At 55.2% G+C, this 13,409-nt stretch carries 13 protein-coding genes; 4 read left to right on the top strand and 9 right to left on the bottom strand.

Translation table 11 applies throughout. The features are described from left to right. Positions 1-92 precede the first annotated feature (92 nt). Positions 93-698 (top strand): undecaprenyl-diphosphate phosphatase, encoded by a 606-nt coding sequence (ybjG, locus tag NR177_RS05440; RefSeq protein WP_063878911.1) that lies wholly within the window; start codon positions 93-95, stop codon positions 696-698. 34 nt (positions 699-732) lie between these two features. On the opposite strand, the gene NR177_RS05435 is transcribed toward ybjG, so the two are convergent. Then, positions 733-1,935 carry a serine hydrolase gene (locus NR177_RS05435; RefSeq protein WP_063878905.1) on the bottom strand — a complete coding sequence of 401 codons (1,203 nt, stop codon included), beginning with the start codon at positions 1,933-1,935 and terminating at the stop codon, positions 733-735. Positions 1,936-2,208: 273 nt separating this feature from the next. On the opposite strand from NR177_RS05435, the gene NR177_RS05430 reads away from it, so the two are divergent. Continuing rightward, on the top strand, positions 2,209-2,865 hold the full coding sequence (locus tag NR177_RS05430; protein WP_256852432.1) for an HAD family phosphatase: 657 nt from the start codon (positions 2,209-2,211) through the stop codon (positions 2,863-2,865). A 1-nt stretch (position 2,866) separates the two neighbouring features. Here the strand turns inward: NR177_RS05430 and NR177_RS05425 are convergent, their stop codons facing one another. Together NR177_RS05425 and NR177_RS05420 are read right to left on the bottom strand one after the other, a co-directional pair. Further along, positions 2,867-4,003 (bottom strand): PQQ-dependent sugar dehydrogenase, encoded by a 1,137-nt coding sequence (locus tag NR177_RS05425; RefSeq protein WP_063878903.1) that lies wholly within the window; start codon positions 4,001-4,003, stop codon positions 2,867-2,869. Positions 4,004-4,190: 187 nt separating this feature from the next. Continuing rightward, on the bottom strand, positions 4,191-4,826 hold the full coding sequence (locus tag NR177_RS05420) for a carbonic anhydrase (RefSeq protein WP_013025190.1): 636 nt from the start codon (positions 4,824-4,826) through the stop codon (positions 4,191-4,193). Positions 4,827-5,203: 377 nt separating this feature from the next. On the opposite strand from NR177_RS05420, the gene rimO reads away from it, so the two are divergent. Continuing rightward, positions 5,204-6,532 (top strand): 30S ribosomal protein S12 methylthiotransferase RimO, encoded by a 1,329-nt coding sequence (rimO, locus tag NR177_RS05415; RefSeq protein ID WP_063878902.1) that lies wholly within the window; start codon positions 5,204-5,206, stop codon positions 6,530-6,532. Here the strand turns inward: rimO and NR177_RS05410 are convergent. Genes NR177_RS05410 through gsiC form a run of 3 tightly spaced genes read right to left on the bottom strand, consistent with a single transcriptional unit; the run spans position 6,529 to position 8,806 of the window. Next, entirely contained in the window at positions 6,529-6,978 is a 450-nt protein-coding gene (locus tag NR177_RS05410; protein WP_063878901.1) for a DUF4385 domain-containing protein, read from the bottom strand. The two genes, rimO and NR177_RS05410, sit on opposite strands and share 4 nt — an antisense overlap. Further along, positions 6,975-7,880, bottom strand: a complete 906-nt coding sequence (gene gsiD, locus NR177_RS05405) for a glutathione ABC transporter permease GsiD (RefSeq protein ID WP_063878900.1) — start codon at positions 7,878-7,880, stop codon at positions 6,975-6,977. Before gsiD ends, NR177_RS05410 begins: the two co-directional genes overlap by 4 nt. Further along, positions 7,880-8,806 (bottom strand): glutathione ABC transporter permease GsiC, encoded by a 927-nt coding sequence (gene gsiC / locus NR177_RS05400; protein ID WP_109717220.1) that lies wholly within the window; start codon positions 8,804-8,806, stop codon positions 7,880-7,882. The genes gsiD and gsiC overlap by 1 nt, the downstream gene beginning before the upstream one ends. Here gsiC and NR177_RS05395 point away from each other — a divergent pair. Continuing rightward, positions 8,805-8,948: a hypothetical protein gene (locus tag NR177_RS05395; protein WP_181377133.1), complete on the top strand. Its 144-nt coding sequence runs from the start codon at positions 8,805-8,807 to the stop codon at positions 8,946-8,948. The genes gsiC and NR177_RS05395 overlap by 2 nt on opposite strands. 14 nt (positions 8,949-8,962) lie before the next feature. Here the strand turns inward: NR177_RS05395 and gsiB are convergent, their stop codons facing one another. From gsiB to NR177_RS05380, 3 genes are read right to left on the bottom strand one after another with little or no spacing between them, the layout of a single operon-like run. After that, positions 8,963-10,498 carry a glutathione ABC transporter substrate-binding protein GsiB gene (gene gsiB, locus NR177_RS05390; protein ID WP_109717219.1) on the bottom strand — a complete coding sequence of 512 codons (1,536 nt, stop codon included), beginning with the start codon at positions 10,496-10,498 and terminating at the stop codon, positions 8,963-8,965. A gap of 55 nt (positions 10,499-10,553) precedes the next feature. Then, on the bottom strand, positions 10,554-12,461 hold the full coding sequence (locus tag NR177_RS05385) for a dipeptide ABC transporter ATP-binding protein (RefSeq protein WP_372340330.1): 1,908 nt from the start codon (positions 12,459-12,461) through the stop codon (positions 10,554-10,556). Continuing rightward, a complete protein-coding gene (locus NR177_RS05380) occupies positions 12,424-13,383 on the bottom strand; it encodes an isoaspartyl peptidase/L-asparaginase family protein (RefSeq protein WP_256852430.1) in 960 nt (319 codons plus the stop codon). Before NR177_RS05380 ends, NR177_RS05385 begins: the two co-directional genes overlap by 38 nt. Positions 13,384-13,409 lie beyond the last annotated feature (26 nt).

The following is a 13,409-nucleotide window of genomic DNA, read 5'->3' as shown; positions in this document are numbered from 1 at the left end:
GCGACAGACTCAATCTGCTTTTGCCCGTTGGCTTAAGCCCTTTTTCCGGGATTGAGAGAATCTGAACATCAGTAAGAGGAACCGACCACGTAATGGAAGAATTGAACCGCACCCTATTTATGGCGATTAACGCTACCTCAGACTCACCTCACTGGTTATTGCAGCTTGCCCTCTTCATAGCCAAAGACGTCATTGCCATTGTCCCGCTGCTGATTGTGGCATTGTGGCTGTGGGGACCGCGCGATCAGGTGGCGTCACAGCGAGTGCTGGTGTTAAAAACCGGCATCGCGCTGCTCTATGCATTAGCCATTTCCTGGTGCGTGGGACAACTGTTCCCGCATCCGCGTCCGTTTGCGATCAATTTCGGCCATCAGTTTCTGGCACACGCTGCCGACGACTCGTATCCCAGCGATCACGGCACCACGATTTTCACCTTTGCGCTGGCTTTCCTGTTCTGGCACCGGCTCTGGTCGGGCATTATCCTGATGGTGGTCGCCACTGCGATTGCCTGGTCGCGTGTTTATCTTGGCGTGCACTGGCCAATGGATATGCTGGGCGGTTTTCTGGTGGGAATGCTGAGTTGCCTGGCGTCGCACCTTGCCTGGCAGCTGTATGGCGAACGTCTGCTTAATATCATTAACCCGTTCTATCGGGCGCTGTTCGCTTTACCGATACGTAAAGGCTGGACACAAGGGTAATACACAAGGGACGCCGCGGCGTCCCTTCCGTTTTTTAGCTGAACCACTTCCCGAACCAGCCGTTAAACTTCATCATCACAAAATCAATGATACGGTTGAAGAAGCCGCCTTCCGGCACATCCTGCAGCACCACCAGCGGACGCTGTTCAATCGTTTTGCCGTCCAGTTGAAAATCAATGGTGCCGACCACCTGGTTTTTCTTCAACGGCGCCTCTAGCTGCGGCGATGTCAGGCTGTAGCTGGCTTTCAGGTTTTTCATCTGCCCTTTAGGAATGGTCAGTGCCGCGTCTTTTTCCACGCCAAGGTTGACCTGATTCTGTTCGCCAAACCAGACGCGCTGCTGGGCAAAAGGGGCATCCGCTTTAATTGGGGTCACGGTTTCAAAAAAGCGGAAACCCCACGTCAGTAATTTTTCACTCTCGCGGAAGCGAATGGCATCGCTGGCGGTTCCCAAAACAACCGAGATCAGCCGCATATCGCCTTCGGTGGCTGAGGCCACCAGATTATTACCGGCACCGGAGGTGTGACCGGTTTTGATACCGTCCACCTTCAGATTGCTGCTCCAGAGCAGACGGTTACGGTTTATCTGACGGATGTTGTTAAAGGTAAACTCTTTTTCCTTGTTCAGGGCATACTCTTCCGGCACATCGCGAATCAACGCCTGACCAATCAGCGCCATGTCGCGCGCGGTACTGTACTGCCCCTCGGCATCCAGGCCATGCACCGTCATAAAATGGGTGTTTTTCAGGCCAAGCGCATTGACATAGTTATTCATCAGACCAATAAAGGAATCCTGACTGCCAGCCACATAGTCCGCGAGTGCGATGCAGGCATCGTTCCCGGACTGGATCACAATGCCTTTGTTCAGCTCATGCACCGGAATGCGGTCACCGGGCTTAAGAAACATCAGCGAAGAACCGCGCAGTTTGGGGTTGCCGGTAGCCCAGGCATCCTGCCCCACCGTCACCATATCATCGGGTTTAATTTTGCCGGATTTGATTGCCTGCCCAACCACATAGCTGGTCATCATTTTTGTCAGGCTGGCAGGATCGAGCCGCTGATCGGCATTCGACTCTGTCAGAACTTTACCGCTGGCGTAGTCGATTAAGATCCAGGCCCTGGCATCAATTTGAGGCGCGGCGGGTGCCTGTTCAGCAAAAACAGCCATCGGCGCGATGAGTAACAACGAGGTCGCAGCGATGCGCCGCAGGGGAGATGAAAAGCAAGTATTTGTCATGGGCTTGGCCGGATTGTCCTTAGTAAAACGAAAGTCAAAGGCTTAACACCTTCTGTGAGAACGCTACCCGCTGGCGTCAATGAAAAAAACCGCTTAATCGTAAAGTTTTATAGATTTTAGTAGATTAACCCTGGTCTGAGCGCCGCGCGCCTGCCATTTTCCCTCACGAATGTCGCACATAAAAATGCGCTAAATTCTGATTTTTTAATCAAAAAGTTAAGGCCGTCACAAAACTGGGTTAACCTGACTTTATTCAATCGAGGAGAACCCCCTATGGATTTAGCCCTGTTTGATCTGGATGAAACGCTGATTAGCGAGGACAGTACCGGCCTGTGGCTGCGCTGGCTGGTCTCACAAGGCTTCGCCTCCAGTGACCTGCTTGATGAAGAACAGGAATTAATGCGCCAGTATTACGCCGGAACGCTGTCCATTGACGAGTACATGCGTAAAACCCTCTCCCCTTTAGCCGGGATGGCAACGATGACGGTGGAAGGATGGGTTCGGCGCTTTATTCACCGCGATATTATGCCGCGCGTCTTTCCTGAAGCGCGGGCGCGTCTCGACTGGCATCAGGCGCGCGGAGACAGAATTATCGTCATTTCCGCCAGCGGCGAGCATCTGGTGAATCCAATTGCCAGCCAGCTTGGTGCCTGCGGCGCACTGGCTATTGGCGTGGAAGTGGTGGATGAGCGCTACAGCGGCAATACCTATGGCACCATGACGTTTCAGCAGGGCAAAGTGAAACGGGTGGAAGAATGGAAGGCTGAACGCCCTGCGGAACAGTACGCATATACCTGGGCCTACAGTGACTCCATGAATGACCTGCCCATGCTGGCGCAGGCCGATTATGCACACGTGATAAACCCGGCCGAGCCGCTGCGCCAGGAAGCCGAAAAACGCGGCTGGCAGGTCTGCCACTGGGTCCGCTAATTTAACCGCGGGACGCGCTGGCGTCCTGCTTCAGCCCTACCTTCAGCAATTTACCTTCGGCTTCATCCGTTAAGACATAGAGATAACCATCTGGCCCCTGGCGGACATCGCGGATGCGTTCATTTCGCCCGTCCAGTAAGCGTTGCTCTTCCACCACTTTCTCGCCGTTAATGTGCAACCGAATCAGGTTCTTCTCTTTCAGCGCCCCGATAAACAGGGAGTTTTTCCACTGCGGGAAACGCGCGCTGTTATAAAAGGCCATACCACTGATCGCCGGTGAGACTTTCCAGTAAAACGCGGGCTGTTCCGTGCCCTCAACGTGCGTGCCTTTAGATTCCGGGACCTTACTGCCGTTGTAATCAATACCGTAGGTGGCCAGCGGCCAGCCATAGTTTTTGCCCTTCTGGATGATATTCACCTCATCTCCACCGCGCGGACCGTGTTCACTTTCCCACATCGTCTGCGTCCAGGGATTCAGCGCCAGACCTTGCGGATTGCGCAGGCCATAGGCCCAGATTTCTGGCCGCGCGCCCTGCCTGTCAACGAAAGGATTATCTTTTGGCACGCTGCCGTCCGCGTTCAGGCGCAGCAGTTTGCCCTGAAGTTTATCGAGGTCCTGTGCGGCGCTGCTGACAAAGTTGTCGCCAAAGGCAATCCATAAAAAGCCCTGACGATCAAAGGCCAGTCGGGTCCCGATGTTGTTACCGCTTGAGAGGCGCGGCGTTTGCTGAATTACCGCATGAAAATCGGTTAACTGGCGATTATCGTTACTGAGTTTGCCGTAGCCCACCACGGCGCCGGCCTTGCCGTTGCTGTCCGCTTCGGTATAGCTGAGCCAGACGCGGCGGCTCTGCGCAAAATCGGGTGCCAGCACCACGTCCAGAAGTCCGCTCTGACGCTGCGCCCAGACCTTCGGCACGCCCTGAATCGGTTCGGACAAGCCGCTGTCTGGCCGCCAGCTGCGCAGTTGACCGGATCGTTCGGTGATCAGCAGGGTTTGATTATCCGGCAAAAACGCCACTGACCAGGGATGATCCAGCTTATCCTGGAGCACCTCAACCTTGAGTTCATCAGCCCACAGCGGGCTGGAAAAGAGTAGCGCGCCACTGAATAACAGCGGGATCGAAACACGGGACATAGCCTTCTCCTCACAGGGTGCAGTGTTGTTAAGCGTAGTCAGCGGGTCGGGGATGCTGTTAAGGATTTACAAAAGATTAAACAAGGTGTTGGCAGCAGGATGCGCAATGGCAGGCGCGGGAGAAGCCGACCGAAAAGGTATCGTGAAGAGAAGAGACCGCCCGCAGTAAGATAGCGGGCGGAAGCGGTTATTCGAAACAGGTGTCCGGGTTTTCCGCCAGTGAGATAAACTCTTTACCGCCTGGCGTCAGAGCCAGAATCGTGCCGCTTTCAATATCGTACACCCAGCCGTGCAGCCGCAGCTTACCCTGGCGTAACCCGACCGATACCGACGGGTGAGTTTTCATGTTGTTTAGCTGGGCAATCACGTTTTCCTGCACCATTTCGTTGAGTTTTTTCTCAGGCGAATCATATTCACGCTGCTCAACCACCGCTTTTGCCGCATCGGCATAACGCAGCCAGTGCTCAACGGCTGGCATCGAATCCATACAGGCACAGGAGGCGATGGCGTTCATTGCGCCACAGTTGGAGTGACCACAGATGATGATATCAGAAACGCCCAGCGCCATGACCGCGTACTCAATGGTCGCTGACACACCGCCCGGCTCCGGGCCAAATGAGGGCACAATGTTGCCCGCATTGCGGATAACGAACAGCTGCCCAGGTTCCTGCTGCGTCACCAGTTCCGGCACCAGACGGCTGTCTGAGCAAGAGATAAACAGCGCTTTTGGATTCTGGTTTGATGCCAGACTTTTAAAAAGCGCTTTTCTTTCGGGAAAGACTGTCTGCTGAAAACTCAGAAACCCGTTGATGATCTCTTTCATTATTTCGCTCTCACATTATCCACGTCATGATCTGAAGAAACGGTGCCTTCAGTACTTGTTAAGCGATTCATTATTAATGAAAACAAGCAAATATCAACCGAGAATCTGGGCAAAAGCCCGCCAGTAAAGTCAGGATTGTTAAATATTTATTCCCTCCAGTTATTAGGTGTTTATTAGAATTTCTTTTACAGAACGGTGAGTTAGTGCTTTCCCCCCGCCCGCCTGCTCTGCCGTTTCGTCAACGGCAACCGCGTCTGACCTTTACCGGTTTTTGCGTTACTTTACGCTTAACCAATCCCTTACAGATAACGCTACAATTTTCATCACAACACAGGTAAAATCGCGCGCCATTGCTGTGCTGAACCGGAAACCACCTTATGTCCACTACGAATACACTGCCGCCGCGCGTAGGATTTGTCTCGCTTGGCTGCCCAAAAAACCTTGTCGACTCCGAGCGCATCCTGACGGAACTGCGCACCGAGGGCTATGAGGTGGTGCCACGCTATGACGATGCTGAAATCGTTATCGTCAACACCTGCGGATTTATCGACAGCGCCGTACAGGAATCTCTGGAAGCGATCGGTGAAGCCCTGAACGAAAACGGCAAGGTCATCGTGACCGGCTGTCTGGGCGCTAAAGTCGACCAGATTCGTGAGGTGCATCCAAAGGTGCTGGAGATCACCGGCCCACACAGCTATGAACAAGTGCTGTCGCATGTCCATCGCTACGTGCCAAAGCCGCAGCACAACCCGTTTCTGAGCCTGGTGCCGGAACAGGGCGTGAAGCTGACGCCGCGCCATTACGCCTACCTGAAAATTTCTGAAGGCTGTAATCATCGCTGCACCTTCTGCATCATCCCTTCAATGCGTGGCGATCTCGACAGCCGGGCCATTGGTGAAGTGCTGGATGAAGCGAAGCGCCTGGTTGAAGCCGGCGTCAAAGAACTGCTGGTGATTTCGCAGGATACCTCTGCCTATGGGGTGGATGTGAAACACCGTACGGGCTTCTGGAACGGTGCGCCGGTTAAGACCAGCATGGTGAGCCTGTGTGAGCAGTTAGCGAAACTCGGCGTTTGGGTTCGCCTGCACTATGTTTATCCTTATCCGCACGTTGATGACGTCATTCCACTGATGGCGGAAGGCAAAATTCTGCCGTATCTGGATATCCCGTTACAGCATGCCAGCCCGCGCATCCTGAAGCTGATGAAACGCCCTGGCGCGGTAGAACGTACGCTGGAGCGCATTAAGCGCTGGCGTGAAATCTGTCCTGAATTAACGCTGCGCTCAACCTTTATCGTCGGCTTCCCCGGTGAGACCGAAGAAGACTTCCAGATGCTGCTGGACTTTATTAAAGAAGCCCGTCTGGATCGCGTTGGTTGCTTCCAGTATAGCCCGGTTGAGGGCGCAACGGCTAACCAACTGCCCGATCCGGTCGATGAAGCCGTTAAGCAAGCACGTTATGACCGCTTTATGCAGTTGCAGCAGCAGATCTCTGCCGAACGCCTGCAGGAAAAAGTGGGACGTGAAATTATGGTCATCATTGATGAAGTGGATGAAGAAGGCGCGATTGGTCGTAGCATGGCAGATGCGCCTGAAATCGACGGCGCCGTCTACCTGAATGGTGAAAGCAATGTTAAGCCGGGCGACGTCCTGCGCGTGAAGGTTGAACACGCGGACGAATACGATTTGTGGGCCAGCCGCGCTTAACCGTACTTCTGCTGGTGCGCTTTCTTGCGCGCCAGATAGTCATCGTCTGCACGTAACCTGTCCCAGTACGCTTTGAAAATGGCCGCCGCAGCGGCCTTTTCTTCGTCCCTGCCTCGGGGCAGCTCCTTGCCATCCGCAGCGTATTTACGGCCACCTTTGTGGTTGCTGTAGCGACGGGCGCGGGTATAACCCATCTGGATAAATTTGCGCGCCATGTCCATCCCCACAAAGTCATCCTGCTGGCGATAGGCTTCGAACAACGTCATGATTTCTTCTGCAGACGCTTTCGCCACCTCAACGGTGCGAAAACGCCAGTGCGGTAAGATTTCGTCTTTATAGGGCTGGACCATCAGCACGCCCTGCTCCCCGCGGCCGACCTGATAACGTTCAGGCTGTTTGCGAAAATCGATAGTGCTGAAGTCTTGTTCGTAATCAAAAGGTTTCATGTCTTGAGTTTAGGATCAAGTGCGTCACGTAGCCCGTCGCCAAGCAAATTAAACGCTAAAACAGTGAAAAAAATCGCCAGCGCCGGAAAAACCGCCACGTGAGGGGCGATCACCATATCGGCTCGCGCTTCGTTCAGCATCGCGCCCCATTCGGGTGTCGGCGGCTGCGCGCCCAGCCCCAAAAACGACAGGCTCGCCGCCGTGATAATCGAGGTGCCGATGCGCATGGTGAAATACACCACAATGGACGATACCGTGCCGGGTAACAGGTGGCGCAGAATGATCGTCCAGTCGGAGGCACCAATGCTTCGTGCGGACTCAATATAGGTTTGATGTTTCAACACCAATGTATTGCCGCGCACCAGACGGGCAAAGGCCGGAATGCTGAAGATTGCCACGGCGATAATCACATTGCTGATACCGGTGCCCATAATGGCCACCACAGCAATGGCGAGCAGAATACCGGGGAAGGCAAACAGCACATCGCATACGCGCATGGTTATCCTGTCCCACCAGCCTTCGTAGTAGCCCGCCAGCAGGCCCGCCAGGGTGCCAATAAACGCGCCTATCGCCACGGAAACAAAACCGGCAATCAGCGAAATTCGGGTGCCCACCAACACACGACTAAAGATATCGCGCCCCAGTGAATCCACCCCAAACCAGTGCATCAGCGAAGGGCCGTCGTTCAGGCGGTCATAGTCAAAGTAATTTTCTGCGTCGAACGGCGCAATAGCCGGAGCCGTAAAGGCCAACACAATCAGCACCAGCACGAAGACGCCAGCCAGCAATGCCACAGGCTGATGGCGAAAACGCCGCCAGAATTCCCGCCACGGTGTTCTTACCCGGTTGCCGTTTAACAGCGGCATCGTTTTAAGTGCCGCTTCCCGTCGCCAGTTTTTCATCAGGTGTCCTTAAAGCGAATCGCCGGGTTAATGACGGCATATAACATATCGACAAACAGGTTAATCAGGATAAACTCCAGCGAAAACAGCAGCACCTCCGCCTGAATAACGGGGTAATCGCGCATCTGCACCGAATCCACCAGCAGACGACCTAACCCCGGCCAGTTGAATACCACCTCGACCACAATCGAGCCGCCAAGCAGGAAACCAAACTGCAGGCCCATCATGGTGACAACCGGAATCATGGCATTACGTAACCCGTGTTTAATCACCACACGCGACTCACGCACTCCCTTGGCTCGCGCGGTGCGCATGTAATCTTCCTGCATCACCTCAACAAACGAGGCGCGGGTAAAGCGCGCCATCACGGCGGCGACCGCGGCACCCAGGGTAACAGACGGCAAAATATAGTGCTGCCAGCTATCGGCACCCACCGTGGGCAACCAGCCCAACTGCACCGAAAACACCTGCATCAGCAACATGCCCAAGGCAAACGCCGGAAAGGAAATGCCCGACACGGCCAGCGTCATTCCCAGGCGATCCGGCCAGCGATTGCGCCATACCGCAGAAACAATACCAATCGCCATCCCCAGAATCACCGCCCATACCATGCTGACTAATGTCAGCCACAGGGTCGGCATAAAACGCGCGGCAATCTCCTCTGATACCGGCCGTCTTGACACCAGCGACTGACCAAAATCCCCCTGCAGGGCATTCACGATAAAATGCCAGAACTGCAGCGGCAGCGGCTGATCCAGTCCCAGTTCCTGTCGCACCAGCGCCACAACCGTGGCATCCGCATCCTGACCCGCAATCAGGCGCGCCGGATCGCCCGGCAGCAAGTGCACAAACATAAACACCAGCACCGCCACGATAAGCAGGGTGGGAATCAGGCCCAACAGTCGTTTAAGAAAATAGTTAAACATGTCACATCCTACACAGCAGCCAGCCGTCGTGGCTGACCTGCCCGGTATCGTCAGCGCAGCCTCAGTACGCACTGAAACAGCGGGCATCAAAAAACCCGCTCAGGTTTCAACCCTGGGCAGCGCCCAGCTGTCGACAACCTGAACGGGCGCGCCGGATTACTTCAGCTCGGCATCGTCAAAACTGAATGACGTATCCGGCATCACATAAAAGCCACTCAGGTTTTTGCTGTGGGCTGAAACCAGCTGCTCCACCACCAGTGGAATCCACGGATGATCGTTCCAGATAATATCCTGCGCATCTTTATAACGTTCGGCTTTTTGCTTGCTGTCGGTAGTTTTCAGCGCATCCGCTAAATCTTTATCCACTTTAGGGTTGCTGTAGAAGGCCGTATTAAAGATCGCCGGTGGCCAGGCAGCCGTGGCAAACAGCGGCGTTAATGCCCAGTCAGCTTCTCCTGTAGAGGCTGACCAGCCGGTATAAAACATGCGTACGCCGCTCTCTTTCTGACCTTTGCCTTCCACTTCCGCCGCACGCTGTCCCGCATCCATCGCCGTCACTTTCACCTTAACGCCCACCTGCGCCAGCTGCTGCTGAACAAACTGCAGGACTTTCTGTGCCGTACTGTGATTGTGAGATGACCAGAGCGTGGTGTCGAACCCGTTCGGATAGCCCGCTTCTTTCAGCAAGGCTTTCGCTTTGGCCGGATCGTAAGGAATGGGCGGATAGGTTTGTGCGTACTCAATTGACGGCGGTACCACGCCGGTGGCCGGGGTGGCATAACCGGCAAACGCGACTTTGACTAATGCCTGACGGTTAATCGCATATTCTAGCGCTTCTCGCACCTTGGGGTTATCAAAAGGTTTTTGCGTCACATTCAGGCTGATATAACGCTGCATGATCGATGGCGTGGTGACAACATCAAGCTTGCTGTTTTTCTCCAGCAGTTTGGCCTGCTCATAAGGCACAGGAAAGGCAAAGTTCGCCTCGCCCGTTTGCAACATAGCCGCACGGGTATTGTTATCCACCACCGGACGCCAGGTGATGCTGTCGAGTTTTGGATAGCCCTTTTTCCAGTAGCCATCCCATTTTTTCACCTTAACAAAATCGGTCTGGTTCCAGGTCACAAGCTCAAACGGCCCGGTTCCCACCGGATGGAAACCAATGTCTTTGCCATATTTTTTCAGCGCTGCAGGCGAGATCATCACCGCGGCAGGGTGCGCCAGATTGTTGATAAAGGCTGAAAAAGGCTGCTTGAGTGTGATTTTCACCGTCGTAGGATCGACAGCTTCAGTGCTGGCGATGTATTTGAACAGGTTATAGCGTTTTAGATGATTATCAGGATTGCTGGCGCGATCGAGGTTGGCTTTAACCGCCTCGGCATTAAAGTCGGTGCCGTCCTGAAATTTCACGCCTGAATGCAGCTTAATCGTATAGATCAGGCCGTCTTCGCTCACCTGGTAGCTGTCGGCCAGTACATTGATGCGCTTCATATCTTTATCGAAGCCAAACAGCCCCTGATAAAAGGATTTCGCTACCGCCTGTGACAAGGTGTCATTGGCATCGTAGGGATCAAGCGTGGTGAAATTAGAGGCAACGGCAATCACTGCATCCTGTGCTGCCCACGCGGGTAACGCCATTGCGCTGCTCAGTACGCCCGCAGCCAGTAACCCTTTACGCATCGTTATCTGCATTATCTTCTCCTTGTAATCCCTGTCTGATTTGTCGCCGCAGCGACCGCTTAATTATTCAGCTCGCGCTCAGGGCGTGACGCGCCACAAAATGGCCGGGGGCCACTTCCCTGAGCGAAACCGTTTCGGGTTCATCGCCCAATGAACGAATTGGGCTGGGAATCTCATCGACTAATAAACTACGCTCGCGCTGTCGGTGCGAGGGATCGGCAATCGGCACCGCCGCCATAAGCTTTTGGGTATAGGGATGCTGCGGATGTTCAAACACCGCCTGGCGCGGCCCCATCTCGACAATTTGTCCCAGATACATCACCGCCACACGGTGGCTGATGCGTTCAACGACCGCCATATCATGGGAAATAAACAGAAAGGCGATGCCAAACTCGCGCTGTAAATCGAGCATCAGGTTGATGATCTGCGCCTGAATGGAAACATCCAGCGCAGAAACCGACTCATCGGCAATCACGACTTTGGGATTGAGCGCCAGCGCCCGTGCAATGCAAATACGTTGACGCTGACCGCCGGAAAATTCATGGGGATAACGCCTTGCGTGCTCCGGTAATAATCCCACTTTCTCCAGCAGCCACGCGACGCGCTGTTCCGCCTCACGGCGCGGCATGACCTTGTGCACCAGTAACGGCTCCATAATCGAGAAGCCGACGGTCAGGCGCGGGTCCAGCGACGCATAGGGGTCCTGAAAAATAAACTGAATATCGCGCCGCAGATGCGCCAGCGCGGGGCCTGACAGATCGTTGATACGTTGACCGTTAAAGGTGATGCTACCGCCCTGGCTGGCAACCAGCTTCAACAGGGAGCGTCCGGTGGTGGATTTACCGCATCCGGATTCCCCCACCAGCGCCAGGGTTTCGCCCGCATAGAGGTCAAAACTGATATTTTCGACCGCGTGTACCCGCCTTATCACCCGATTCAATAAACCTGAGCGGATATCGAAACGGGTGACCAAATTACGCACCTGTAAAATCGGTGGCTGGTCATGGCGTACGGTATTTTGCGGCTCGTCCGGCTTTTCATCACTATCAATCAGGGGAAACTTCGCAGGGAGCGGCTGGCCCCGCATCGCCCCCAGCGCCGGGACGGCGGCGAGTAAAGCACGGGTATAAGGCTGCTGCGGCGCGCTGAACAGTTGCACCGTCTCGGCATTCTCGACCACTTCTCCGCGATACATCACCTGCACGCGGTCAGCCATTTCAGCCACCACGCCCATATCATGGGTGATAAAAATCACCCCCATCTGCATCTCTTTTTGCAGTTCACGAATCAGCTGCAGAATCTGCGCCTGAATCGTCACGTCAAGCGCCGTGGTCGGTTCATCAGCAATCAACAGCGCAGGTTTGCACGACAGCGCCATGGCAATCATCACACGCTGACGCATACCGCCTGAGAGCTGGTGAGGAAAACGCCCCAGAATGTTTTGCGCGTCGGGGATGCGCACCCGATCAAGCATGCGCCGCGCTTCTGCCAGCGCCCCGGCGTGGGTTTGGCCTTGATGTAAACGAATGGATTCGGCGATCTGTTCACCCACCGAGAACACCGGATTCAGCGAGGTCATGGGTTCCTGAAAGATCATCGCCATATCGGCCCCGCGCACCTGGCGCATCTGGCCGCGTGGCAGACGCATCAGATCCCGTACCTCGCCGTTGCGGCGACGCAGCATAATCTCGCCACTCACCTCACCGCCGGCCTGCTCAATCAGGCGCATCAACGCCAGCGAGGTCACGGACTTGCCCGAGCCGGACTCTCCCACCAGAGCCAGTGTCTTTCCCCGGTAAACGTCGAGTGAAAGGTGGCGCACCGCCTCCGTCACGATGCCATCGTTCTGAAAACGCACGTTGAGATCGCGTACGGCCAGTACCTGATCGTCAGTTAACGGTGTTGCGCCGGGCGGCGTGTTCTGGACGGTCTCGCGGTCAGCTTTCACGGTAAATTGCCACCTCTGCGGCCTCATCTGCGCGGGCGAAAGCCCGGTACATGCCTTCACTGTTGAAGGGCAGCGCCACGTTGCCATCACGATCGATAGCAATCAACCCACCGCTGCCGCCCAACTCCAGCACACTGTCGTGAATAACATTCACGCTGGCCTGTTGTAACGAGCGCCCGCCATAACGCATTTGTGCCGCCACATCGTAGGCGGCCAGCGTGCGAATAAACACTTCACCGGTGCCGGTACAGGATACGGCCACGCTGTCGTTGCTGGCATAACAACCTGCACCGGGTAACGGCGAGTCGCCAATCCGGCCCACGTGTTTATTGGTCATACCGCCGGTTGAGGTGGCGGCGGCAAGGTTACCCTCATTGTCCAGGGCGACGGCTCCCACCGTGCCGAACTTACGATCCGGATCAAGCGGATCGCCACTTTGCGCCGCGCCATCATGATCCAGCAGCGCGGTGTCGCTGCCGAGCGCGCGCTGCAGCTGCTCCCAGCGTTCGGGCGTAGAAAAGAAATCAGGTTCAACCTGTTCAAGGCCTTGCGCGCGGGCAAAATCTTCAGCGCCCGTCCCCGTTAACAGGACATGAGGGCTGTTATCTAACAGCGCACGTGCCGCCAGTATTGGATTACGAATACGGGAAACGCCTGCGACGGCTCCGGCCTGTAACGTCCTGCCATCCATGATGCTGGCATCCAGCTCATGCGTCCCCTGCTGCGTAAACACCGCGCCTTTACCGGCATTGAATAATGGGCACTCTTCAAGCCGACGTACCGCCTCCGTCACCGTATCCAGCGCAGATGCGCCTTGAGCCAGCATGTTCTGCCCATGCGTTACAATCTCGTAAAGCGCCTGACGGTATGCCTGCTCTTTTTCTGCGCTCATCGCCGCACGGGTTATTGCCCCCGCACCACCATGAATGGCGATCGCTGCTTTAGCCATAGCGTTACCCTGTGGTTGCATCAGAA

The organism is Pantoea sp. Fr+CA_20, from assembly GCF_024520835.1.
GTDB classification, from domain to species: Bacteria; Pseudomonadota; Gammaproteobacteria; order Enterobacterales; family Enterobacteriaceae; genus Pantoea; species Pantoea allii.
The sequence above is the reverse complement of the archived record's forward strand: the minus strand, read 5'-3'. Positions and strand labels throughout refer to the sequence as shown.

What these genes read in the sequence shown, in the direction of transcription:
- ybjG (WP_063878911.1), top strand. Translation starts at nt 93, where the DNA reads ATGGAAGAATTGAACCGCACCCTATTTATGGCGATTAACGCTACCTCA.
- NR177_RS05435 (WP_063878905.1), bottom strand. Translation starts at nt 1,935, where the DNA reads ATGACAAATACTTGCTTTTCATCTCCCCTGCGGCGCATCGCTGCGACC.
- NR177_RS05430 (WP_256852432.1), top strand. Translation starts at nt 2,209, where the DNA reads ATGGATTTAGCCCTGTTTGATCTGGATGAAACGCTGATTAGCGAGGAC.
- NR177_RS05425 (WP_063878903.1), bottom strand. Translation starts at nt 4,003, where the DNA reads ATGTCCCGTGTTTCGATCCCGCTGTTATTCAGTGGCGCGCTACTCTTT.
- NR177_RS05420 (WP_013025190.1), bottom strand. Translation starts at nt 4,826, where the DNA reads ATGAAAGAGATCATCAACGGGTTTCTGAGTTTTCAGCAGACAGTCTTT.
- rimO (WP_063878902.1), top strand. Translation starts at nt 5,204, where the DNA reads ATGTCCACTACGAATACACTGCCGCCGCGCGTAGGATTTGTCTCGCTT.
- NR177_RS05410 (WP_063878901.1), bottom strand. Translation starts at nt 6,978, where the DNA reads ATGAAACCTTTTGATTACGAACAAGACTTCAGCACTATCGATTTTCGC.
- gsiD (WP_063878900.1), bottom strand. Translation starts at nt 7,880, where the DNA reads ATGAAAAACTGGCGACGGGAAGCGGCACTTAAAACGATGCCGCTGTTA.
- NR177_RS05395 (WP_181377133.1), top strand. Translation starts at nt 8,805, where the DNA reads ATGTCACATCCTACACAGCAGCCAGCCGTCGTGGCTGACCTGCCCGGT.
- gsiC (WP_109717220.1), bottom strand. Translation starts at nt 8,806, where the DNA reads ATGTTTAACTATTTTCTTAAACGACTGTTGGGCCTGATTCCCACCCTG.
- gsiB (WP_109717219.1), bottom strand. Translation starts at nt 10,498, where the DNA reads ATGCAGATAACGATGCGTAAAGGGTTACTGGCTGCGGGCGTACTGAGC.
- NR177_RS05385 (WP_372340330.1), bottom strand. Translation starts at nt 12,461, where the DNA reads ATGAGGCCGCAGAGGTGGCAATTTACCGTGAAAGCTGACCGCGAGACC.
- NR177_RS05380 (WP_256852430.1), bottom strand. Translation starts at nt 13,383, where the DNA reads ATGGCTAAAGCAGCGATCGCCATTCATGGTGGTGCGGGGGCAATAACC.